Annotated in this window: 18 protein-coding genes and 2 pseudogenes; 10 read left to right on the top strand and 10 right to left on the bottom strand. The window is 72.4% G+C overall.

Features of this window, described 5'->3' with window-relative positions; all coding sequences use genetic code 11:
- Positions 1–136 precede the first annotated feature (136 nt).
- Positions 137–3,898, bottom strand: a complete 3,762-nt coding sequence (locus tag DEJ46_RS08660) for a S8 family peptidase (protein WP_150264963.1) — start codon at positions 3,896–3,898, stop codon at positions 137–139.
- A gap of 233 nt (positions 3,899–4,131) precedes the next feature.
- Here DEJ46_RS08660 and DEJ46_RS08665 point away from each other — a divergent pair, with 233 nt between their 5' ends.
- On the top strand, positions 4,132–5,115 hold the full coding sequence (locus DEJ46_RS08665) for a helix-turn-helix transcriptional regulator (protein ID WP_150264964.1): 984 nt from the start codon (positions 4,132–4,134) through the stop codon (positions 5,113–5,115).
- A gap of 30 nt (positions 5,116–5,145) precedes the next feature.
- On the opposite strand, the gene DEJ46_RS08670 is transcribed toward DEJ46_RS08665, so the two are convergent.
- A complete protein-coding gene (locus tag DEJ46_RS08670; protein ID WP_150264965.1) occupies positions 5,146–6,246 on the bottom strand; it encodes a hypothetical protein in 1,101 nt (366 codons plus the stop codon).
- Positions 6,247–6,397: 151 nt separating this feature from the next.
- On the opposite strand from DEJ46_RS08670, the gene DEJ46_RS08675 reads away from it, so the two are divergent.
- Both DEJ46_RS08675 and DEJ46_RS08680 read left to right on the top strand, forming a co-directional pair.
- Positions 6,398–6,880: a DUF456 domain-containing protein gene (locus DEJ46_RS08675; protein ID WP_150264966.1), complete on the top strand. Its 483-nt coding sequence runs from the start codon at positions 6,398–6,400 to the stop codon at positions 6,878–6,880.
- A 34-nt stretch (positions 6,881–6,914) separates the two neighbouring features.
- On the top strand, positions 6,915–7,301 hold the full coding sequence (locus DEJ46_RS08680) for a PPOX class F420-dependent oxidoreductase (RefSeq protein ID WP_150264967.1): 387 nt from the start codon (positions 6,915–6,917) through the stop codon (positions 7,299–7,301).
- Here DEJ46_RS08680 and DEJ46_RS08685 read toward each other — a convergent pair.
- From DEJ46_RS08685 to DEJ46_RS08695, 3 genes and pseudogenes are all read right to left on the bottom strand, one after another.
- Positions 7,298–8,737, bottom strand: a complete 1,440-nt coding sequence (locus DEJ46_RS08685; protein WP_317852173.1) for a DNA-3-methyladenine glycosylase 2 family protein — start codon at positions 8,735–8,737, stop codon at positions 7,298–7,300. The two genes, DEJ46_RS08680 and DEJ46_RS08685, sit on opposite strands and share 4 nt — an antisense overlap.
- Before the next feature lie 44 nt (positions 8,738–8,781).
- On the bottom strand, positions 8,782–9,951 hold the full coding sequence (rsgA, locus tag DEJ46_RS08690) for a ribosome small subunit-dependent GTPase A (protein ID WP_150264969.1): 1,170 nt from the start codon (positions 9,949–9,951) through the stop codon (positions 8,782–8,784).
- A 343-nt stretch (positions 9,952–10,294) separates the two neighbouring features.
- Positions 10,295–10,807: pseudogene (locus DEJ46_RS08695) on the bottom strand (transposase family protein); the annotation flags it as partial.
- Between the two features lie 37 nt (positions 10,808–10,844).
- On the opposite strand from DEJ46_RS08695, the gene DEJ46_RS39065 reads away from it, so the two are divergent.
- From DEJ46_RS39065 to DEJ46_RS08710, 3 genes are all read left to right on the top strand, one after another.
- Positions 10,845–11,330 (top strand): hypothetical protein, encoded by a 486-nt coding sequence (locus tag DEJ46_RS39065; protein WP_190623346.1) that lies wholly within the window; start codon positions 10,845–10,847, stop codon positions 11,328–11,330.
- 187 nt (positions 11,331–11,517) lie between these two features.
- The gene (locus DEJ46_RS39780; RefSeq protein ID WP_223834570.1) at positions 11,518–12,213 is read left to right on the top strand and encodes a hypothetical protein; all 696 of its coding nucleotides are present in this window, start codon (positions 11,518–11,520) and stop codon (positions 12,211–12,213) included.
- Between the two features lie 81 nt (positions 12,214–12,294).
- Positions 12,295–12,843 (top strand): SMI1/KNR4 family protein, encoded by a 549-nt coding sequence (locus tag DEJ46_RS08710; RefSeq protein ID WP_150264971.1) that lies wholly within the window; start codon positions 12,295–12,297, stop codon positions 12,841–12,843.
- A 32-nt stretch (positions 12,844–12,875) separates the two neighbouring features.
- Here DEJ46_RS08710 and DEJ46_RS08715 read toward each other — a convergent pair whose 3' ends face one another.
- Both DEJ46_RS08715 and DEJ46_RS08720 read right to left on the bottom strand, forming a co-directional pair.
- The gene (locus DEJ46_RS08715; RefSeq protein ID WP_317852174.1) at positions 12,876–13,043 is read right to left on the bottom strand and encodes a hypothetical protein; all 168 of its coding nucleotides are present in this window, start codon (positions 13,041–13,043) and stop codon (positions 12,876–12,878) included.
- 6 nt (positions 13,044–13,049) lie between these two features.
- Positions 13,050–13,637 carry a hypothetical protein gene (locus DEJ46_RS08720; RefSeq protein WP_150264972.1) on the bottom strand — a complete coding sequence of 196 codons (588 nt, stop codon included), beginning with the start codon at positions 13,635–13,637 and terminating at the stop codon, positions 13,050–13,052.
- Positions 13,638–13,842: 205 nt separating this feature from the next.
- Between DEJ46_RS08720 and DEJ46_RS08725 the strand changes: the two genes are divergently transcribed.
- Positions 13,843–14,613, top strand: a complete 771-nt coding sequence (locus tag DEJ46_RS08725) for a transposase family protein (RefSeq protein WP_150264973.1) — start codon at positions 13,843–13,845, stop codon at positions 14,611–14,613.
- Positions 14,614–15,034: 421 nt separating this feature from the next.
- On the opposite strand, the pseudogene DEJ46_RS39070 reads toward DEJ46_RS08725, so the two are convergent.
- Positions 15,035–15,356 (bottom strand): annotated as a pseudogene (locus DEJ46_RS39070) (GTPase RsgA); the annotation flags it as partial.
- A 355-nt stretch (positions 15,357–15,711) separates the two neighbouring features.
- Here DEJ46_RS39070 and DEJ46_RS08730 point away from each other — a divergent pair.
- Positions 15,712–16,116: a VOC family protein gene (locus DEJ46_RS08730; RefSeq protein WP_150274246.1), complete on the top strand. Its 405-nt coding sequence runs from the start codon at positions 15,712–15,714 to the stop codon at positions 16,114–16,116.
- Between the two features lie 4 nt (positions 16,117–16,120).
- Here DEJ46_RS08730 and DEJ46_RS08735 read toward each other — a convergent pair whose 3' ends face one another.
- Both DEJ46_RS08735 and DEJ46_RS08740 read right to left on the bottom strand, forming a co-directional pair.
- Positions 16,121–16,825 (bottom strand): helix-turn-helix domain-containing protein, encoded by a 705-nt coding sequence (locus DEJ46_RS08735; RefSeq protein WP_150264974.1) that lies wholly within the window; start codon positions 16,823–16,825, stop codon positions 16,121–16,123.
- A 32-nt stretch (positions 16,826–16,857) separates the two neighbouring features.
- Positions 16,858–17,982 carry a YihY/virulence factor BrkB family protein gene (locus DEJ46_RS08740; RefSeq protein ID WP_150264975.1) on the bottom strand — a complete coding sequence of 375 codons (1,125 nt, stop codon included), beginning with the start codon at positions 17,980–17,982 and terminating at the stop codon, positions 16,858–16,860.
- Between the two features lie 17 nt (positions 17,983–17,999).
- Between DEJ46_RS08740 and DEJ46_RS08745 the strand changes: the two genes are divergently transcribed.
- Positions 18,000–19,655, top strand: coding sequence for an acyl-CoA dehydrogenase family protein (locus tag DEJ46_RS08745; RefSeq protein WP_150264976.1), 1,656 nt, complete (start codon positions 18,000–18,002; stop codon positions 19,653–19,655).
- A 318-nt stretch (positions 19,656–19,973) separates the two neighbouring features.
- Positions 19,974–21,275, top strand: a complete 1,302-nt coding sequence (locus DEJ46_RS08750) for a GAF domain-containing protein (protein ID WP_150264977.1) — start codon at positions 19,974–19,976, stop codon at positions 21,273–21,275.
- The last annotated feature ends 34 nt before the right edge of the window (positions 21,276–21,309 follow it).

Below are 21,309 nucleotides of genomic sequence, written 5' to 3' on the forward strand. Positions count from 1 at the left end.
GCCCTTATTGTCCACCGCGCACGGCGCCCGAAAACGGACATCAGGAAAACCGTTGCTGCGAATGAGTGACGCGAAAAGAGTGGTCCGCCGGGCGGCCCCACCCCCCACGGGAAGGACGCCCGGCGGACCGTCGTGATCAGCGCACGTCGTAAGCGCGGACCACGGTCTGGGTGACGGAGTTGCCGTTGGCGTCCGTCAGTTCGGTCCTCAGGGTGACAGGCTCACCGGACGCGCCCGCGTGGTTCACGGTCGCGGTCCACTGACCGCCCTGCTGAGAGACCCGCGCTTCCGTCCAGGTCGTGCCCCCGTCGTAGGAGTACGAGAGCTTGGCCGAGGTGAGCGCTGCGGGGGTGTAGCCCGCGTGACCCGTCGCGGTGAGGCCGATCTGCTGGCCGTCGGTCGCGGCGAGGGTCTTGAGTCCGTCCTCCGGAAGGTTGTACCGGGGGAAGAGAATCGGGATGCCCTGAGAATAGACGCTCTCGTCAAGCTTGGAGGTGAATTTCCACACCGATTTGACGGAGGTGGAGCGGGCCCACACCTTGCTGCCGATCTTCATGGTGTTCTGTTCGAGCGTGTACGTCCCGGCTTCCGCGGGTACCTCGAACACTCCGAACGGCCAGCTGCTCGTGCCGAGGACCTCACCGTCGCGGCTGAGGCTGACGTTGCCGATGTCTCCGAAGGAGCCGGGCACGGCGTGGTGGGTGCCGTCGCCCCACATGGCGTTGGCGAAGCCGAGCAGGTTGCCCTGGCGCTCGGCGACGAGCACCGGTTCGCCGGCCGCGTCGCGCGGGGCGGTGGGGGCGATGACCCCGTCGTACCAGTTCTCGGTGCGCTTCTCGCCGGGGGTGTAGGTGTGCGGAGTGCCGACCATGATCTCCCCGAAGGGGAAGCTGCTGCCGACCATCGGCTCCCAGCTCGTGTCGCCGGCCGAGTAGTACTCGGTGCGGGCGCCGGGCGCCGGGACCGTCTCCAGCGAGCCGAAGCCGACGCGAACGCCGTCCGGGCGGCGCGCCGCCGGGAAGTCAATGAAGTCGGTGGCGATGCCCGCCGAGCCGTAGGTGGAGTCCGTGCGGCCGAGCTCGCGGTCCCGGACCCGGTAGTCCTTGTCGTCGCGGATCGCGCCGGTCTCGGGGAACGCGAGGTTGTAGGCGTACGGGCTCTTCGCGGTGGCCTGCCAGGCGAGGGTGACCTCGCCGGCCGCCAGCTTGCCCAGGAGCGCGGTCGCCTCGGTGGACGGGACGGAGAGGACCGGCAGGCCGAGGCCGGTGAAGCCACCGGTCGGGTACCAGCGGCCGGAGGCCGAGTGGTGGGCGATGACGGCGACGGCGCCGGCGGCCTTGGCGTTACGGGCGAGGGTGCCCGCCGAGGTCGAGTCGTCCGGGAGCCGGACGAGGGCGATGCGGCCCTGGACCCCGGCGGCCTTGAGCTCCTCCGGGGTGCCGGCTCCGGCGTCGACGAGGCGGGCGGAGCCGGTCCCGTCGAGGTTGTCGGAGGCGATGGAGCCGGTCAGCGGGTGCAGGGTCAGGCCGTCGGCGGTGCGCAGCGAGGTGATCTGCGGGGCGGCGGCGCGCCAGTAGCTGCCGAACTCGAAGTCGCCCTCGTCGGCAGCGCCTTCGACCGAGGCGTAGTAGCCGCGGATGGTGCGCGGTCCGGCGGCGGTGCCGGCGTGCAGCCAGAAGTCGTCCCAGGAGCGGGAGAACGCGAGGGTGGCGCCCCGGAGTTCGGAGGCCTTGTCGGTCGTGACCGACAGCTTGTGGGCCTTGCGGGCGTCGAGGACGACGGTGGTGTCCTTCTTCAGCTCCATCTGCGGGCGGCCGAGGTAGCTGAGCGAGTCGTTCAGCGTGGCGCCCTCGCCGGCGTCGGGCGTGGTGACGAAGGAGGAGAGGAAGTAGCTGCCGGGGCGCAGGCGGTAGACCTGGTCCGCGGCGCCTTCGTTGAAGCGGCGCTCTCCACTGGCGACGTCGGTGCCGATGACGTCGAGGGAGGACGCGCCGTCGGCGGGCTTGCCCTGACGGTCGATCAGCTTGACGCGGAGGGTGACGGTCTCGGGCTCGACGTGGAGCGAGAAGGGGGTCGAGACGTGGATGCCGCCGGGGCCGGTGGCGAGGACGCGGCCGGTGGCGTCGCCGTACTGGGCACGGTCCAGGCGGGCGGCGGGGTCGAGCTCCAGCGGGACCTGGACGGTGGCGCCGGCCGGGACGGTGACGGTGCGCTTGGCGAGGCGGGCGACCGAACTCCGTACGCGGGAACCGTCGTTGCCGGTGACCTTCTCGACGGAGAGGTTCAGGGTGACGGGGGTGCCGGAGGTGTTGCTGTACGGGACGGAGACCGTGGTGCGGTCGGTCCTGTCCTGCGGCCAGTCGAACGTGCCGCCCTGGACGGCGGGGGCGCCGAGGACGGTCTGGTCGATGGCCGCCTTGACGTCGAGGCGGCCGCCGCCGACCTCGCGGACGTCGCCGGGGAGGTCGCTCTCCGCGGAGGAGACGAGGGCGGCCTTGATCTGCTGGGCGGTCCAGTCGGGGTGACGCTGCTTGACGATGGCGGCGGCGCCCGCGACGTGCGGGGTGGCCATCGACGTACCGGACATGGACTGGTAGGCGTACACGCCCCGGCCGCCGGCCGCGGCGGCGGAGATGCCGACGCCGGGCGCGGCCATCTCGGGCTTGAGGGTGTGGTTGACGGTCGTCGGGCCGCGGCTGGAGAAGTACGCGGTGGAGTCGTCGCGGTCGGTGGCGCCGACGGTGAGGACGCTGGGCGCGCAGCCGGGCGAGGAGACGGTGTTGAGGGTCGGGCCCGAGTTTCCGGCGGCGATGACGAACAACGTGCCCTTGTTCTGGGCGAGTTGCTCTGCGGCGACGCTCATCGGGTCGGTGCAGTCGGTGGGGACGGAGCTGCCGAGGCTCATGGAGACGACGTCGGCGCCCTGGGCGACGGCCCATTCCATGCCGGCGATGATCCAGGAGGCGGCGCCGGAGCCCGAGTCGTTGAGGACCTTGCCGTTGAGGAGGTCCGCGCCGGGGGCGACGCCCTTCTTCTTGCCGTCGCTCGCGGCGCCGGAGCCGCCGACGGTCGAGATGGTGTGGGTGCCGTGGCCCTGGCGGTCGTCGGCCGTCTCGGAGTCGGTGAAGTTCTCCGAGGCGGTGACGCGTCCCTTGAGGTCGGGGTGCTCGGTGTCGGCGCCGGTGTCGAGGACGGCGACCTTGGTGCCGGTGCCGTCGTAGCCGGCGGCCCAGGCCTCGGGGGCGTGGACCTGCTTCGTCGACTGCTCCAGGGTGGCCTGAACCTTGCGGTCGAGCCAGAGCTTCTCGATGCCGGCGGCGGAGCGCGCCTGCGGGGTGTTCACGTCGGCCCAGAAGGTGGCGGCCTGCTTCTTGTCGGCCTTGAGCGCGACGCCGTCGACGGTCCGCAGGATCCGGCCGCGCTCGGCGCCGCGCGGGGCGGCGGGGGCCGAGCGTGCGAGGTCGGAGGCGTAGACCGCGATGAGGGGCAGGGTGGCTGCGGAGGCGTCGTCGTAACCCTGACGGATGAGGCCGGTGACGTTGAAGAGCTCCTCGTCGACACGGCCTGCGGTGAGCGCTTCGGTGGCGCCCTCGGGGTAGACGTACAGGTCCTGGCCGGAGCGGCGGGTCTGGACGAGCGGGACGGTGCCGTCCTCTCGGGGCAGCGCCGTGGCCGCCGGGTTCCCGTCGGCGTCGTGGCTGACCAGGACGTGGTCCCCGGTGACCAGGGTCACCGTGGCGGTCCGGTCACCGGCGCGGGCCGAGGCCTCGCTGCCGACCAGCGGTCGCTTGCCGGCCGTGCCGTCCTGCGGCTCATTCGCCATGGACGGCGCGACCGCGGTGACGGCCAGTACGGCGGCGGTCGCCGCCCCCAGGGCCGTACGCGAAATCGGGCGCATCGCTCTCCCCATCTGATTCCGGAAAAAGGCACACAAGGCACCCGTCTCCGGAGGCTGTTGGTGCTGCGGTGGCGCCACATTGGCAGAGGTGAGGGCGGTACAGGGATGATGGGCAAGGCGGGAATACGCCGTGGCCGTTTCCCGCCAGGTCACCAACGGAACGAATGCCTCCGGTGAAGGTCCCGGGAAGATCCGGGGCGCCCATCGGATGTACGGCGAGGGGTGGGGCAACCATGCTGGGAGCGATAGGGCTCGACGAGCGCCAGGAGTCCGCGTACCGCGCCCTGGTCGCGCTGGGCGCGGCCGAGGTCACCGATCTCGCGCACCGGCTCGCCCTGCCCGAGCAGGACACGGAGCGCGCGCTGCGCCGGCTGGAGTCCCAGGGGCTCGCCGCGCAGTCCTCGGCCAGGACCGGACGCTGGGTGGCGGCGCCGCCGGGCGTGGCCCTGGGCGCCCTGCTGACGCAGCAGCGCCACGAGCTGGAGCAGGCGGAGCTGGCGGCGAAGCTGCTGGCCGAGGAGTACCGGGCGGAGGCGGCGGAGGCGGCCGTCCACGACCTGGTGGAGGTGGTGACGGGCGCGAGCGCGGTCACCCACCGCTTCCTCCAGCTCCAGCTGGGCGCACAGGAGGAGGTCTGCGCCCTGGTGACGGGCAAGCCGATCGCGGTCACCGGCATGGAGAACGACGCGGAGGAGCAGGCGGCCGGGCGGGGCGTGCGCTACCGGGTGGTGATCGAGCGCGAGGTGCTCGGCCTGCCGTCCGGGCTGCTGGAACTCTCGGCGGCGCTCAGCCGCGAGGAGCGCATCCGGGTCGCGGACCGGGTCCCCACCAAGCTGGTGGTCGCCGACCGTTCCCTGGCCATGGTCCCGCTGACGGGGCGGGGCGCGGAGCCCGCGGCGATCGTCGTCCACGCGAGCGGGCTCCTCGAATCGCTGATGGGCCTCTTCGAGTCGGTGTGGCGGGAGGCCCTGCCGCTGCGGCTCGGGGCGGGCGCCCAGATCACCGAGGACGAGGCGCCCGGCCCCGACGTGATGGACCTGGAGATCCTGTCGCTGCTCCTCGCCGGGATGACGGACGCGAGCGTGGCCAAGCAGCTGGACCTGGGCCTGCGGACGGTCCAGCGCCGCGTCAAGGGCCTGATGGAACTGACCGGCGTGACGACCCGCCTCCAGCTGGGCTGGCACGCGTACGAGAAGGGCTGGGTGGCTCGCGGCTAGGGGGTGTCCCGGGTCAGGGCCGGGGAGTCCTTACGGGGTGTGCCGGGCGTCGCGGAACCCGCGCAGCCGGGGGTGGCGTACGGCGGGCAGCCGCACCAGGGTGCCCTCGAAGGCGGCACGGTCGGCCGTCAGCAGGCGCCAAGGCCGCCTCGGCAGGGGGTAGTCGTCGCGCAGGACTCCCGCCGGGAGCACCCCGGTCGCGGGCAGCGGCGAGGTCTCGCCCGGGTGGACGAGGTACGCCCAGACCCCGCTGTCCAGCGGGACCACGGCCCCTTCGTCGCCCGGCGGGCGCCAGGGGTCGCCCGTGAGGGGGTGGCGGGGGACGAGGAGGACGTCGGGGCGGGGCCGGGGTGTACGGATCCCTGGACCGGCCAGTTCCACGGACCAGGTCGCGAGCCCGGATTCGGGACCTAGCCCGGCTTCGGGACCGTCCGCGGTCCCGGACCCCGGCCCCGCGGGCAGGCATCGGTCGACCGCGTGGCCGAGCAGCTCGGCGACCGGGCCGGAGGGGAGAGTCACCGGGCGGTTCCCGGTGACGGCCACGAGGTGGGCCAGCGCGACCCCGAGCGCCGCCTCCCACCGGCGGCTCCATGACCCGTCGGGCTCGACGGGCGCGACGCGGTGCTCGGCGCGCTCCAGGTCGTCCCAGTCGGGAGGCGGACCGGCCGGGAGCCCCGAGGGGCGGCGTTCGACCGCGTCGGGCTCCAGCCACACCGTCTGCCACATGCCGCAGTCGTCCCTGCGGGTCGCCACGGCCCGCCCGCAGCCCTCGCACGCCAGGTTGGGGCCGTCCCGGCCGTCCACGCCCATGCAGTAGCCGGCGCACTTCTCGGGGATCAGGGCCATGGACCGGGAGTCGCCGGGGGCGATGACGATCCTGTTCCGCGCGCCGAACGAGACGGAGTACACCCGCGCGTACACGCCCTGACGGGCGGCCTCGTCCTCACCGGTCTCCTCCCACGACCGCCAGGGCGGTCCGCTGGGCCGGGGTTCGACGGCGTATGTCGCGGGCTCCATCAGCGGAGGGTGGAGTTCCTCCCACGCCCCGTAGTGGGTGTGGACGGGGAGGGCGACCCGGGACACCGGCGCCGTCAGCTCCGTGCCGCACCCGGCACACGTGAACACGTACAAACAAGCTCCCCCTCGCCCCGATTCCTCGGGATTGTGCCTCGCCCGCCGCCGCGGATCCACCGGATTTCCCGCACGGGCCCGGGGCGCGCTCGGGACCCCGTACGGGTCGCGCGACCTGCGGGGACGCGATTTCTGGGGGACGCTGGGCAGCGTGGGTGTGTGGCAGCTCCTGATGGTCGCGACGGTGATGCTGCTCGGTCTGTTCGGGGTGCTGACCCCCGGCGTGCCGGGAACGTGGCTGGTGTGGGCCGCCATGCTCTGGTGGTCGCTGCACGAGCGGTCGGACCTCGCCTGGATCCTGCTGGCCTCCTCGACCGGTCTGCTGCTCCTCACGCAGGTGGTCGTCTGGCAGCTCCCGCCACGCCGGTTCCGGGGTGTCGGCATCACCCGGCGGATGATCGTGTACGCGGGCCTCGGCGCGCTCCTGGGCTTCGTCCTGGTCCCCGTCCTCGGTGCGATCCCCGGCTTCGTGGGTGGGGTCTACCTCTCGGAACGGCTCCGCCTCGGCGGCCACGGCCAGGCCAGGGCGGCGACCCGGACGGTCATGCGGGCGGCCGGTACGAGCGTCCTCGTCGAGCTCTTCTCGTGTCTGCTGATCGTGGGGGCGTGGGCGGGTGCGGTGCTCTGGGGCTGACCCGTCGAGCGGGTCCCGGGGCGATCCTGGATCCATGAGGGATTTCGAGGGATTCAACGAGGCGGAGCGCGCCTATCTCACGGAAGGCCGGAAGCTCGCCCGCATGGCCACGGTCGACCCGTCCGGCCAGCCGCAGGTCAACCCGGTGGGCTTCTTCCCGCAGGAAGACGGCACCGTCCTGGTGGGCGGTCTGGCCATGGGCCGTACGAAGAAGTGGCGCAATCTGCGGCAGAACCCGAAGGTGGCCCTGGTCGTCGACGATCTCGCGAGCGTCCGCCCCTGGCGGGTGCGGGGCGTGGAGATCCGCGGCGAGGCGGAGCTCCGCGTGGGCCCGCACGCACTGGGCCCGCACTTCAGCGAGGAGGTCATCCGGATCCATCCGCGCCGGATCCACAGCTGGGGCCTTGAAGAGGCACCCTAAACGGAGGCGGCCTGGACGGAGGCGGCCTGAACGGAGGCGCTCGGAACAGGGGTCCGGAGGTAGCGCGCCGCGTAGGAGCGCCAGGGGCGCCACTCCTCCGCCTCCGGGGCACCCCCGGGGAGGACGTCGGGGTCGCCGAGGGCCCGCATCCGGATGAGGGCGGCTGCTTCGGGGCTCACGCCCTGGAGGGCGAGCAGCGCACGCTCGGCCTCGTCGCGGTCGGCGCCCGGGTCGAGGCGTACGGCTCCGTCGGCGAGCGCCCGGGCCAGCGGCCCCGCGACGGGGTGACCGGTCAGGTCGGCCGGGGCCGGGAAGAGGTGGGTGAGGCCGCCGCAGGCGGTGGCCAGGGGCGTACCGTGCGCTCCGACGAGCCGGTCCGACTCCGCGGGCCCGAGGAGCGTCCGCAGGGCGAACTCCTCCGGCTCGGCCGTCCCCGGGGACCGCACGCCGGGCCGGGCCGTCACCTCGGCGGCGAGCCCGGGGTCGGCGCCGAGCCGCTCGGCGACCGCGTACGGGTCGGCGTCGAGGTCGAAGAGGCGGCGCAGCCGGTGCACGGCGGTGGTCAGGTCGCGCAGCTCCGTGAGGTGGATGCGGGCGTCGAGCCAGCGGCCCGCGGACCGCTCGTCGACGGAGACGATCCCGGTGCCGTACGGGAGGCGGAGCGTGCGCCGGTAGGTGCGGCTGCCGGGGGCGCCGGCGACCTCCTCGACGCGGGGCACGGCCTCGGCCGCGAGCAGGTCGAAGACCTCCCCGGCGGCGTACGGCCCCCGGTGGGCGAGCCGCAGCGGGACCCCGGCGGCGAGCGCGGTACGGCCTCCGGCGCCGCTGCCCGCCTCCTCGCGCAGGGCGGTGGGGGTGCGGGCGTAGACGGCGCGGACGGTCTCGTTGAACTGGCGGACGCTGGCGAAGCCGGCCGCGAAGGCGATCTCGGTGACGGGCAGGCCCGTCGTCTGGAGCAGCAGCCGCGCGGTGTGCGCCCGCTGGGCGCGGGCGAGGGCCACGGGTCCGGCGCCGAGCTCGGCGGTGAGCTGGCGCTGCACCTGTCGGGTGCTGTAGCCGAGGCGGCCGGCGAGGCCGGGCACGCCTTCGCGGTCGACGACCCCGTCGCCGATCATGCGCATGGCACGGCCGACGACATCGGCCCGTACGTCCCACGCGGCGGAGCCGGGCACGGCGTCCGGCCGGCAGCGGCGGCAGGCGCGGAAGCCGTGGCCCTGGGCGGCGGCGGCCGTGGGGAAGAAGGCGACGTTCTGCCGCTTGGGGGTGACGGCGGGGCAGCTGGGCCGGCAGTAGATGCCGGTGGTGCGGACGGCGAAGAAGAACTCTCCGTCGAACCGTGCGTCCCTGCTGCTGACCGCCTCGTAGCGGGTGTCGTCGTCCTTCACGTCTCCCAGTGTGCGGCGGCCGACGACACCCGGCTCGCGGTTTTCGGACACAGCGCTCCCCGGGGGCCGTACGACCGTCGCCGTGCCCGTCCGGACTACCGCAGCCGGCCGCTGCGCTTGAACTCCCCGGCGGCGCGGCCCGCGTCCCCCTTGCGCTTCCAGTCCTTGCGGATCTCGTTGCGCAGGCGGGCGTCGGTCTTGGCCACGAGCCGCTGGTTCTCGCGCAGGAGCTTGCGGAAGCTCTCCAGGCGTCGCACGGGCAGGGTGCCGTCGTCGATCGCCGCGAGCACCGCGCAGCCGGGCTCCGCCTCGTGGGCGCAGTCGGGGAAGCGGCACTCCGCCGACAGCTCCTCGATCTCGGAGAACACCTGGCCGACGCCGGCCTCGGCGTCCCAGAGCCCGACGCCGCGCAGTCCGGGGGTGTCGATGAGGACGCCCCCGCCCGGCAGCACGAAGAGATTGCGGGTGGTCGTGGTGTGGCGGCCCTTGCCGTCGACGTCGCGGGCGGCCTGGACGGTCATGACGTCCTGGCCGACGAGTGCGTTGGCGAGGGTGGACTTCCCGGCGCCGGAGACGCCGAGGAGTACGGTCGTGCCGCCCGCGACCACCGCGGAGAGCACGTCGAGTCCCTCGCCGGTGGCCGAGCTGAGGGGCACGACCTGGACACCGGGGGCGACGGTCTCGACGTCCTCGACGAGGTAGGAAAGACCGACCGGGTCGGGCACGAGGTCCGCCTTGCTGAGGACGATGATCGGCTGCGCGCCGGACTCCCAGGAGTCCGCCGACGTACGCAGCAGTGCCTCACCGCTCGAACTGGACATGGCGAGCGCGAGGAACCGTTCGATCCGCCCGAGGTCGAGTTCGACCGCGAGCGACACACAGATGACGATGTGGTCGATGTTAGTGGCCAGCACCTGGCCCTCGGACCGCTTGGACGACGTCGACCGCACGAACGCGGTCCGCCGAGGCAGGATCGTCCGCGCATACCGCGGATCACAACCCTCCGGGTCGACGGCGACCCAGTCCCCTGTACACACGACCTTCATCGGGTCATGGGGAACGACGAACGCGGTGTCGGCACGAACGACGCCGTCAGGGGTGGCCACATCACACTGACCGCGATCGACCCGGACGACCCGGCCGGGGACCAGGCCCTGGGCGGTGTACGGGGCGAACTCGGCCTCCCAGCCCTCGTCCCAGCCGTAGACGGCGAGCGGGTGCTGGACAGCGGAAGAGGAAAACGGGTGAAGCGAAGCGTTGAACAAGGGGGACCCTTCAAAGGGTGGCCCCGGCGGCGCGCTCCGAGCACGCGGAAGTCGAGTGGGTGTCAGCCGGAGACCACAGGGGTGGGAACGATGAACTCCTGAATGCGGGCAGAGCCCGTCACCGTGACAGTCATCAATGTCCTCACCTCCTGCTTCTTCTCAACGAACCAACACCGCGCCCTGTTTGGGAGCGGATGAGCAGAACCATAACCCCGTCCCAGGGCGCGGCACCACCGATTAAATCCGAGACCTCACCCGCCCGACATCGGCGGCCGCGGACGCTCCGTCGTTACGCCCCGAGGGAAACCTCGTGGCGCCGTGATCCAATGAGCTTTTTCCAACCTCACGTTGATGCGTGGTAAAGGACGAGGACGGCCTTCACGACGTCGGTGACTCGATTGGTGCTGCAGCGGAGCTTCCGCAGGAGACGCCACCCCTTGAGGGTGGCCATGGCCTGCTCGCCGAGACAGCGGATCCTGGCGTGGGTGGTGTTGTGGCGGCGCTTCCACCGCTTGAGCCGGCGGCCTCGGAACGGTACCCGGACGGGTCCGCCGGCACCTTGATACGCCTTGTCCGCGCAGCACTTGAGTCCTGCTTCGGTGAGGGCTTCGACGATCCCGTGGTGTCGCGCGGCGGTCAGGTCACGAGTCGAGCCGGGCAGAGCCGGCGAGGCCCAGAGCCGCCGTCCGCACGGGTCGGTGAGGACCTGGACGTTCATGCCGTGGCGCTTGTGTTTCCCGGAGCAGTACGGGGTGTCGGCGGCGATCCGGTCGATCGGCAGCAGGGTGCCGTCGAGGATGACGAACCCCTTCACCCGGATCGCCTTCATCGCCTCGGCCAGAGACGGGGCGAGGGACCCGCGAAGCAGGTGACACCCCCCGCTTACTGGGGCGATGAGCATCCTCACTGCTCTGCAGGTGGCCGGATGCTCGGGGGCGGCGGAGAACCGAACTCCGGCGGCCGGCCGCTCCTCAGGGCAGGTGTCGCACTGGGTGGACACGGCCACCGTGGAGTCGGTGGCCAAGACGCTACACGTACGGACGCCCGCCACGGCGACGGAGGCGAAGGCGGCGCACTTGGCGGGGTTCCAGGACGACGGTCTGATCATGGCTTTCGTCCTCCCTACGACCGAGGTAGACGGCTTCGTCGCTCAGCTGAAGCCGGAGGAACCGCTCAGCCTGCGGGAACAGCCACTCGCCCGCAACACGAACCCGTCGACGCCGTTCTCGCACCTGGGGCTGCCGGAACCCGACCTGTCGGCGAAGGTCCGTGAAGGTCAGGTGTGCGCACCGTGCGAGGAAGATCTCGACTGGCTGAAGATCGCGGTGACGCAGGTCGACGCGCACACCAGCCGGGTCTACCTCAGCGGCGCCGACTGACGACCGCCCCCTAGTCTTCTGAGTCAGGAATTCTGTTCAGATGTATAGGCTTTGTCTGTGGCACGTACTGGGCGGCCGAAGGCCAAGTTGAAGTCTCCCCACCTCTCATCGAGTTGAGTGCACGATCCCGCCCATGTGAGTACGCGTACTCACGCACGGGAAGGCGGCTCGGTCAGAAGCTGTGTCCATGAGACGAACTCCTTCCTCGACCAGCACGTTCCCACGCTCCGCACGTCGGACACGGCTCGCCCTGGCCGTGACGACCCTCGCCGTGCTGGCGCTCGGTGCGTGCGGTACCGCGAAGACGGACGCTGGCGGGGAGCAGGCCGTGCGCGCGGAGGCCGTGGGGAGCCGCCAGAGCGCGGAAGGCCCGCAGACCGGGGAGAGCCGGCAGTCCGCTCCGACCCTCGCGGAGCTGCGGGAGTACATCGAGCGGACGTGCCCCGCTCCGGGCACCCCGCCCGTCGCCCCGCCGGTCCCCGGCCCCCCGGCGGGCGGCCCGTCGAGCATGCCGACGGCACTGCCGCCCGGCGAGCGGCCTCCGGTCGAACCGGTCATGCCCACGGCGGGGCCGGAGGTGGAGCTGGACGGACGTGACTGGTGCGCGGGCGTCCACCACGAGCAGCGCGTCGCCGAGGCCCTCCTGGACCTGGCCGACCCCACCCCCGCGAAGGTCAGGACGATTCTCGGTGGCCTCGACTACGCCGACGACCGCGTCCACGGCCTGAAGCAGTCCGGTGCGACCACCCTGTTCTTCGTCGACCTGCGTGAGAAGGGTGGGAAGCTCTGCCTGGAGGGCACGGCGGCCGGCGCGGAGACCGTCGTCGACAAGTGCGTGGCCCCCGCGACCGGCCCGTTCGCCCCTGGGGACCGGGAGCTGTGACGCCTGCCCGCCCCTGCGGACGACAGGGGTCGGCAGACCCGTGGGCGGGGATCCGTGGGCGGGGATCCGTAGGATGCGTTCATGGCACGGTTCGACGAGGTCGGGGCGGACTTCTGGGGCGAGGGCCGGTACGGGGTCCAGCCCCCACTGACGGACACCGCCGTCCAGGACGCGGAGCGTCGGCTCGGCGTCCGTCTGCCGGCGTCGCTGCTGGAGGTCCTGCAGGTCCGGAACGGCGGCGCGGTGGCGGAGTCGTGGAACGCGTTCCCGACCGACGTACCGACGTCGTGGAGCGAGGACCACGTCCCGTTCGACGACCTGATGGGCATCGGCCGCCACGAGGACCAGTTGTCCCTGCTGGACACCCCCTACCTCGTCGAGGAGTGGGGTCTTCCCTCCCCTCTGGTCCTGCTGTCCCGTGACGGCCACTGCTGGATCGCCCTCGACTACCGGGCGTGCGGGAGGGACGGGGAACCGTCCGTGACGTGGTTCGATGTGGAGGAGGGCATGGAACTTCCCCTGGCCCCGGACTTCCGGACGTTCGTCGAGCGCCTGGCCCCGGCCACGTCGTTCGATACCGGTGCCGATTCCGACGCAGGAGAAGGGAACGGGGACCGGCCGACGTCCTGATCCGGTCCCGTGCCGCTTCCCGGGTGTGCCGCTCAGTCGCCGAGGGCGAGTCGGACGCCGAAGGCGGCGATGACGGTTCCCGTGATCCGGTCGAGCAGGCGGCGGGCGCGGGGCTTTCGCAGTCGGCCGTGCAGCGCGCGGGCGAAAGCGATCTCGATGCCGTCGGTCACGCGCCGGCGGACGAGGCCCTCGCTCTTCATGTCCCGTCAGAGCTTGCCTTCGAGCAGTACGGTGCGGTGGCCACCGAGGCGGCGCGAGAAGTCCGCGACGAACTCGGGGCGCAGCGTAGGCCAGTTCCAGAACGTGAATCCAAGATGGCCGAACGCGAAGTAGTCGTCCGCCCAGCGCCACGTGTGCACGGGAGCCGTCCGGCCGCAGGACGGGCACGCGACGGGCTCGTCCTCCCCCTCGGCCCAGGAGCCCACCGCGTCCGCGAACAGTGCCCACTTCTCGTCGAGGGGCGACCAGCGCTCGTCGACGAGGGGTACCTCCGCTGCGCAGTGCGGGCAGGTGACGGCCGAGGGTTCACCCTGCCCGGCATCGAAGACCGTACGCTCCACGGTGACGTGCAGGCCGTTGCTCCACATATGGACCAGCTCGGGATCCGGGTCCTCGACGGCTTCGCCGTACCGCGGCCCCGGTGCGTGCCCGGCGTCGGCGCCGAGGACGCAGTCGGTGCGTTCCGCCGAGACGAAGCCGTCTGCGATCAGCCAGTCGAGTACGTTCGCCGCGAGCCCCTGCACCTCCTCCGGCGTGGCCTCGGTGTCGACGATCGTCTGGAACCAGTCGCCCATGGTCTCCCCTCCCGTGCTCGTACCTGCGTACCGTACGTCTCGCCACGGACCGTCGCAGCGGCCCCACCGCCGTCGCGTTCGTGTCGAAGCCGTCGTCCGGGGCAGGGCGCGGACCCGGCCGGTGCGGTGCCGGGCCCGCGAGCCCGGCACGGTCGGCCGGACCCAAGCGTGTCACAGAAGGCTGCGGGGTGGACATTTCCCTTGCATGCGTGGGGTGTTGAGGGCCGAGCCGTTGTGGGTGAAGACGTTCACGGGTCTGCGAATGCGGCAGTTCGAGCGGCTGCTGAAGGTGGTCCGGGAACGGGGCGGGAACGGGCCTGGTGGCGGCCGTCCGTGGTGCCTGCCGCTGGCCGACCGGGTGCTGCTGGTGGCTGTCTACTACCGGACGAACCTCACGATGCGGCAGCTCGCTCCGCTGTTCGGCGCCTCGTCGGCGACGGCCTGCCGGGTGATCCAGCGGCTGCGGCCGCTGCTGGTCATCGAGCCGGCCACCCGTCCCACCGATGCGGTGGAACGGCTGTGGATCGTGGACGGCACTCTCATCCCTGTCCGCGACCGGAAGACCGGGGCGTCCTCACGCAACTACCGGTTCTCGGCGAACGTGCAGGTCATCATCGACGCCGACACGAAACTCGTCATCGCGGCGGCCCGGCCGGTGCCCGGCACCACCGCGGATGCGAAAGTGTGGCGGGATTCCGGCCTGGCCACCGTCTACAAGGGGGTCACCGTGCTGGGCGACGGCGCCTACATCAGCACCGGGCTCGTCGTCCCGCACCGCAAACGCCCCGGCCGAGCCCTCCTGCCGGGAGAGGAGGAGGACAACGCCGAGCACCGAAAGGTCCGGGCCCGTGTCGAGCACGCCTTCGCCCGCATGAAGCACTACAAGATCCTCCGCGACTGCCGCCAGCGCGGCAACGGCCTCCATCACGCGGTCCAGGCCGTCGCCCACATGCACAACCTCGCCCTCACCACATGACCAGACCGGCACCAAACCAGGTCCTGACCTGCCTGAACGCGACCTTCTGCAACACGCTTCAGGTCACGCGGGTGCGAGGCCGTTGGGGACCTGCATGGACACACGGGCACGGTCTGCGCACTCGCGTCCCTGGGGAGGGAGTGTCAGTTTCACTTCCGGACAGTCCTCGCGCCGGCAACCCGACTGAACACCCTGGCCAACCCGCGTGACCGACGCGGACGGCGTCACTCGCCGGTCGATGTCCCGCTCTGGCCGGAGGTGACCATGCGTCGCCACGACCGCCAGAAAGGGCACGGCCGACGCGAGACCGCACGGTGCGCGCTCACCGTCACCGCCCTCAACCTCGACTCCCGGCCCGCACAAGGTGAGGTCCACACGAGCCTGGGCTGCGCTCTGAGGAGATCACTCTCCGATGCATGTTCGCGCCGGACTCCCGGGCGAGTGCGAGGAAGCGTTCGATCCGGCCGAGGTCCAGCTCGACGGCGAGCGAGACGGCGATGACCGCGTGTCGACGTCGGCCGCGAGGATCACGCCGTGTCGGCGCGCACGATCCCCTCGGGGGTGGCGATGTCGCACTGTCCTCGGTCGACCCGGACGACCCGGCCGGGGAGCGGTCCCTGAGCCTCGTACGGGGCGAAGGCCTCGGCCCAGCCGGCGTCCCAGCCGTGGACGTCGAGCAGCGAGGAGGAAGCGGCGAGGGAGGAAGACGAAGAAGAAGACGGAACCGAAGAACGGAGAGACAAGGGGGACCCCGCACAGGGGCGGCCCCGGCGCTGAAAGACGGAGAGTGAGGTCAGCCGGTGGCCGCGGAGGTGGTGTGGACGAGCATCCGCGTGTGGGCGAGGCCCTTCGTGATGACAGCCATCGGTCACACCTCCTGTGTCTTGTCGCGCTCTCGTACAAGCGATCTCGTACAAGCGATCTCGTACAAGCGATCTTGTACAAGAAGCACCTTCACGGGGGCCTCCGCGGACCCGTCACGGGTCTTTCGCGGCGGATTTCCCCGGGCTCCCGGGAGGTCGGCGCGCGCGTCCGTTTCGTTCAAGACGGAGCCGCCCCGCAGGTCCTAGCGTGCGGGGCATGGACACAGCACCTCGCATCACGCCCCGCCTCGACCTCGTCGGCGTCGTCGTCTCGGACATGGCCGCCTCGCTCGCCTTCTACCGCCGTCTCGGCCTGGACGTCCCGGCCGGGGCGGAGACCGCCCCGCACGTGGAGGCCGCGCTGCCCGGCGGGCTGCGCATCGCCTGGGACACGGAGGAGACGGTGCGCTCCTTCGATCCCTCCTGGCGGCGCCCCGAGGGCGGGAACCGGATCGAGCTCGCCTTCCGGTGCGCCACGCCCGAGGACGTGGACGCGCTGTACGAGGAGCTCGTGGGCGCGGGCCACGGCGGGCATCTGAAGCCCTGGGACGCGGTCTGGGGACAGCGTTACGCGGTGGTCCTGGACCCGGACGGCAACGGGGTGTCCCTCTTCGCGGACGCGCCGGCGGACGCCTCGTGACAGCTCAGGCCGACGCTCCGGCGGACGCCTCGTAGTCGCTCAGTGTCGTGCCGGCCAGGGCCCTCGTCTCGCGCGCGAGGTGGGCCTGGTCGGCGCAGCCCGCGCGGAGGGCGGCCTCGGCGTACGGCAGGCCGGCCCTGACCAGGGCCAGGGCGCGCTGGAGGCGGAGGATCCGGGCGAGTGTCTTGGGGCCGTAGCCGAAGGCCTCCAAGGAGCGCCGGTGCAGCTGCCGGGCGCCGAGTCCGACCGCGTCGGCGGTCTCCGCGACCGGACGGCCCGCGTCCAGGCGGGCGACGACGGACCGGAGCAGCGGGTCGGGGGCGGGGGCGCCGGCCGCCGTGCGCAGGGCCAGGGCCTCCAGGGCCGCGCCCGGGTCGGGGGCCTCCGCGATCCGTTCGCCGAGCCGTCGCGCCTCGGCCTCGCCCCAGAGCGTGCCGAGGGCGACCCGCCGGTCGCGCAGCTCGTGGGCCGGTACGCCGAGGATCGCGGGCGCCTCTCCGGGTGCGAAGCGGATGCCCGCGTACCGCGTGGCGGTCTCCCCGGACACGTACGCGCGCGTGTCGGGCCCGGCGACGAGGAGCCGGCCGTCGGCCCAGATCAGGTCCATGCAGCCGTCGGGGAGGACGGGACGTACCGGACGGGTGTCCCTCGCCGGGACGCTCGTCCACAGGACGGCTCCGTCGAGCAGGGCCGGGCGCTCCTCGTACATCCTCCGAGCCTACGACCCGGCGGCGCGCCGCCTCATTCCTTCTCCCAGCCCGAGTGGATCCGCGACTTCACGTCGTCCGGGGGCAGGAACTTGGACCAGCGCTCGGGGAACTCGGAGGGCATGTCCGGGTCGTCCTCGTCGACGTCCTCCGCCTCCGCGCGGACGCGGGCGACCAGCTCGGCGGCCTGGACGGCGCGGGCGCGTTCGTTGGCCTCGCGGGCCGCGGCGGTGGCGACCGAGGGCCAGACCCGGTCGATCGCGGCGTTCACCGCGGCGCCGACGAGGACCGCGAAGGCGGAGATGCCGATCCAGAGGAGGACGGCGATGGGCGCGGCGAGGGAGCCGTAGATGGTCGGTCCCTCGACCTGGCTGGTGAGGTAGATCCGCAGCAGGAAGCTGCCGAGGACCCACATGCCGAGCGCGACGAGGGCGCCGGGGATGTCCTCGATCCACGGCGATCTGACGGGTACGGACACGTGGTAGAGCGTCGTGAGGAAGGCGACGGAGAGCAGGATGACGGCCGGCCAGTACAGGACGGCGACGACTTCTGTACCCCAGGGCACCAGTTCGACGACGCGGTCGGGACCGACGACCGCGAGGGGCAGGACGACGGCTCCGATGATCAGGGCCACGATGTAGAGCAGGAAGGCCAGGAGCCGGGTCTTGACGATGCCGCGGTGGCCGTCGAGTCCGTACATGACGGTGATGGTGTCGATGAAGACGTTCACCGCGCGTGAGCCGGACCAGAGGGCGATGGCGAAGCCGAGGGAGACGAGTTCGGGCCGTTTTCCCTGGGTGACGTCGTCGAGGAGGGGCTTGGCGATGTCGCGGACGCCCCGGTCGGAGAGGACCGTTCCGGCGGCGCGGAGGATGTTCTCCTCGATGCTCGCGACGGTGTCGGTGTTGGTCCAGTCGTCGGCGTAGCCGAGGAGGGCGATCAGGCCGAGGAGCAGGGGCGGCAGCGACAGCAGCGTGAAGAACGCGGCCTCGGCGGCGAGGCCGAGGATGCGGTACTCGATGCACGAGTTGACGGTGTCCTTGAGGAGGAGCCAGACCATCTTCCGCTTGGAGACGTTGCGGTAGAGGACGCGCGCTCGGTGGAGCCTGCTCCAGGGCCGCCGCTCGGGCCGATCGGGTGTTTCGCTTGCTGCCTGCACCTGCTTACCGTATCGGCATGGCAGCGAGCACCCACACCGTGACCAACCAGGCTCCGCCCCTGGTGGGATACGACGTCTTCACGTGCGATCGGACGCTGACGGAGGCGGTCGAGCGGCATCTCGCCCCCGAGCTCCTGGCGGAGGTCCGCGACGAGCTGGGCATGCTGGGCAGGGCGTGGGGATCCGAGCAGGTCAGGGAGTGGGGAGAGCTCGCGAACACGTACCCGCCGCGGCTGCGGACCCACGACCGGTACGGGAACCGGATCGACCGGGTCGACTTCCATCCGTCCTGGCACCGGCTGCTCGGCAAGTCGGTGGCGGCGGGGCTCACGGATGCGTGGGGCCGTCCGGGTGGTCATGTGCGGCGCGCCGCAGGGCTCCTCGTGGTGTCCCAGGCGGAGGCGGGGCACGTCTGTCCGCTGTCCATGACCCACGCGTCGGTGCCCGCGCTGCGCGCCGAACCGGAGCTCGCGGAGGTGTGGGAGCCGGCGGCGACCTCGCACGTGTACGAGCGGGAGCCGGGTCCCGTCGCCGAGAAGCCCGGGGCGCTGCTGGGGATGGCACTGACGGAGAAGCAGGGCGGCAGCGACGTACGCGCGAACACGACGGAGGCGCGTCCGCTGGCGGCCGACGGGGAGTACGTCCTGACCGGGCACAAATGGTTCTGCTCGGCGCCGATGTCGGACGCCTTCCTGGTCCTGGCGCAGGCTCCGGCGGGGCTGACCTGCTTCCTGCTGCCGCGGGTCCTGCCCGACGGCTCGCGCAACGCGTTCGCGATCCAGCGGCTGAAGGACAAGCTGGGCAACCGCTCGAACGCCTCCGCCGAGGTCGAGTTCGACGGGACGACCTGGGCGCGCCGGATCGGCGAGGAGGGGCACGGGGTCCGGACGGTCATCGGCGCGGTGGCGGCGACGCGCCTCGACTGTGTGCTCGGCTCGGCGGCGCTGATGCGGCAGGCGGTGGCGCAGGCCGTGCACCACTGCGCGTACCGCGAGGCCTTCGGCGGGGTGCTGATCGAGAAGCCGCTGATGCGGAACGTCCTCGCCGATCTGGCGCTGGAGTCGGAGGCGGCGACGGTGCTGGGGATGCGTCTGGCGGCGGCGTACGACGCGGTGGACGCGGACGGCCCGGGCGCCGAACGGGAGCGGGCCTTCCTCCGTATCACCGTGCCGGTGGCGAAGTACTGGGTGACGAAGCGGTGCACGCCGGTGGTGGCGGAAGCCCTGGAGTGCCTGGGCGGCAACGGGTACGTGGAGGAGTCGGGGCTGCCGCGGCTGTTGCGCGAGTCGCCGCTCAACTCGGTCTGGGAGGGCTCGGGGAACGTGCAGGCGCTCGACGTGCTGCGGGCACTGCGGACCGCGCCCGGCGCGTTCGACGCGTTCCTGCGGGAGGTGGGGGCGGCGCGGGGCGCGGACCATCGCCTCGACCGGGCGATCCGGGACCTGCTGGGCGAACTGGCCGATCTGGAGGGGGTCGAGGCGCGGGCGCGTCGGCTCGTGGAGCGGATGGCACTGGTGCTCCAGGGGGCGCTGCTCGTGCGGTGGGCGCCCCCAGAGGTGGCCGACGCGTACTGCGCTTCGCGGCTCGGCGGCGACGGGGGGTCGACGTTCGGGACGCTGCCGCACACGCTGGACCTGCGGGCGGTGGTGGAGCGGGCGCGGGTGGCGGTCTGACACGTCGTACGGCCGGCCCGGGCGGCAGCGTCTCCCGCGGGCCTGAGGAGTTGAGCCGCGCGTACCAGGGGTGGACCCCGGAGGGTCGGCACGCGCGGAGAGCGGAGAGCGGGGGTGGTGCTGCGCCGACACGGCACCACCCACCGCTCGTTCCACCCTCGGGCACGCGGCCGGTGGGTCGCCAGAGTTGCAAAGGGTTGCAGGATTACCCGAACCGGGCCGCGCCGGGCGGCCCCGAACGGCACCATGGGCAGCGACACTCCGGACATCTGCCCTATGCAGAACCGATACAGCACCACGGGTGGCTGGGAGAGACCGATGAAGAACACTCAGCTCGACATGAAGCGGCTGGCCGCCATGGACGCCGCTCAGGCCGCCCGCCTGCTGCACCGGGTCCGCGACGAGACCCTCGCGGGCCGTACGCCGCCGATCGCGCCCCGCGCGGTGATCGACGCGTCGTGGCAGCGGATGGCCCGGCTGGGACTCGACCCGGACCAGGGCACGAGCAGCGTGCTGCTCCAGCGGGACGAGCTGGAGCAGCGGCGCAGGAGCACGCTCCTGGCCGAGGTGATGCAGACGCTCAGCGGCGGCCTCGCCGGCATCGCCGACACCTCTCTCCAGATCATGGTGGTCACCGACGAGCACGGCCGGGTCCTGTGGCGCCAGGGGAACCTCGCGGTGCTGCGCCAGGCGAACGGCATCTGTCTGGAGGAGGGCGCGGCCTGGACGGAACACGCGACCGGGACGAACGCGGTCGGCACGGCCCTCGCCATGGGCCGGGCCGTGCAGGTGCACTCCGCCGAACACTACGTGCACACGCTGCACAACTGGACCTGTGCCGCCGCGCCCGTGCACGATCCGCGCGACCAGCGGCTCCTGGGGATCCTGGACGTGAGCGGTCCCGCGTCCAGCTTCCATCCGGCGATGCTGGCGCTGGTCGCCTCGGTCGCCCAGCTCGCCGAGGCCGAGATGCGGGAGCGGCACCGGGGGTCGGTCGAGCGGCTGAGGGCGGTGGCCGCGCCGATCCTGTGCCGGGTGGGCGGGCGGGCCGTGGCGGTCGACATCCACGGCTGGACGGCGGCGGTGACGGGTCTCGCGCCGGTGGACCGGATCCCGCTGCCCAAGTCGTTCCGCGCGGGGCGGGTCTGGCTGCCCTCGCTGGGCCTGTGCGCGGTGGAGCCGCTGCCCGGCGGCTGGCTGCTGCGGGTGGAGGAGGAGCCCCGGCCGGTGGAGTCCGGCGCACCGGCGGCGAGCCGCGTGGTCCTCGACCTGAGCCGGCCGCGCCGCTGGACGGTGGACGTCTCGGGGGAGGCGGGCAGCTGGCAGCAGGAGCTCAGCCCCCGGCACGCGGAGCTCCTCTACGTCCTGGCGCTGCACCGCGACGGCCGGACGGCCGCGGAGCTGGCGGACGACGTCTTCGGCGACCGTACGAGGACGGTGACCGTGCGTGCGGAGATGTCGCGGGTGCGCCGGAACCTGGCGGGCGTCCTGGCCCACCGCCCGTACCGCTTCCGCGAAGAGGTGGCGGTGGAGCTCCGCCGCCCGGAGCGTCCGGCAGACCTCCTCCCCCACTCGACGGCCCCGGCGGTCAGAGCGGCCAGGACGGCCACGGAGGCGTAGCGCGGCCGGGCCCCCGCGGACCTCCGTCCCACTC

The sequence above is a fragment of the Streptomyces venezuelae genome (assembly GCF_008642375.1).
Lineage (GTDB): Bacteria > Actinomycetota > Actinomycetes > Streptomycetales > Streptomycetaceae > Streptomyces > Streptomyces venezuelae_G.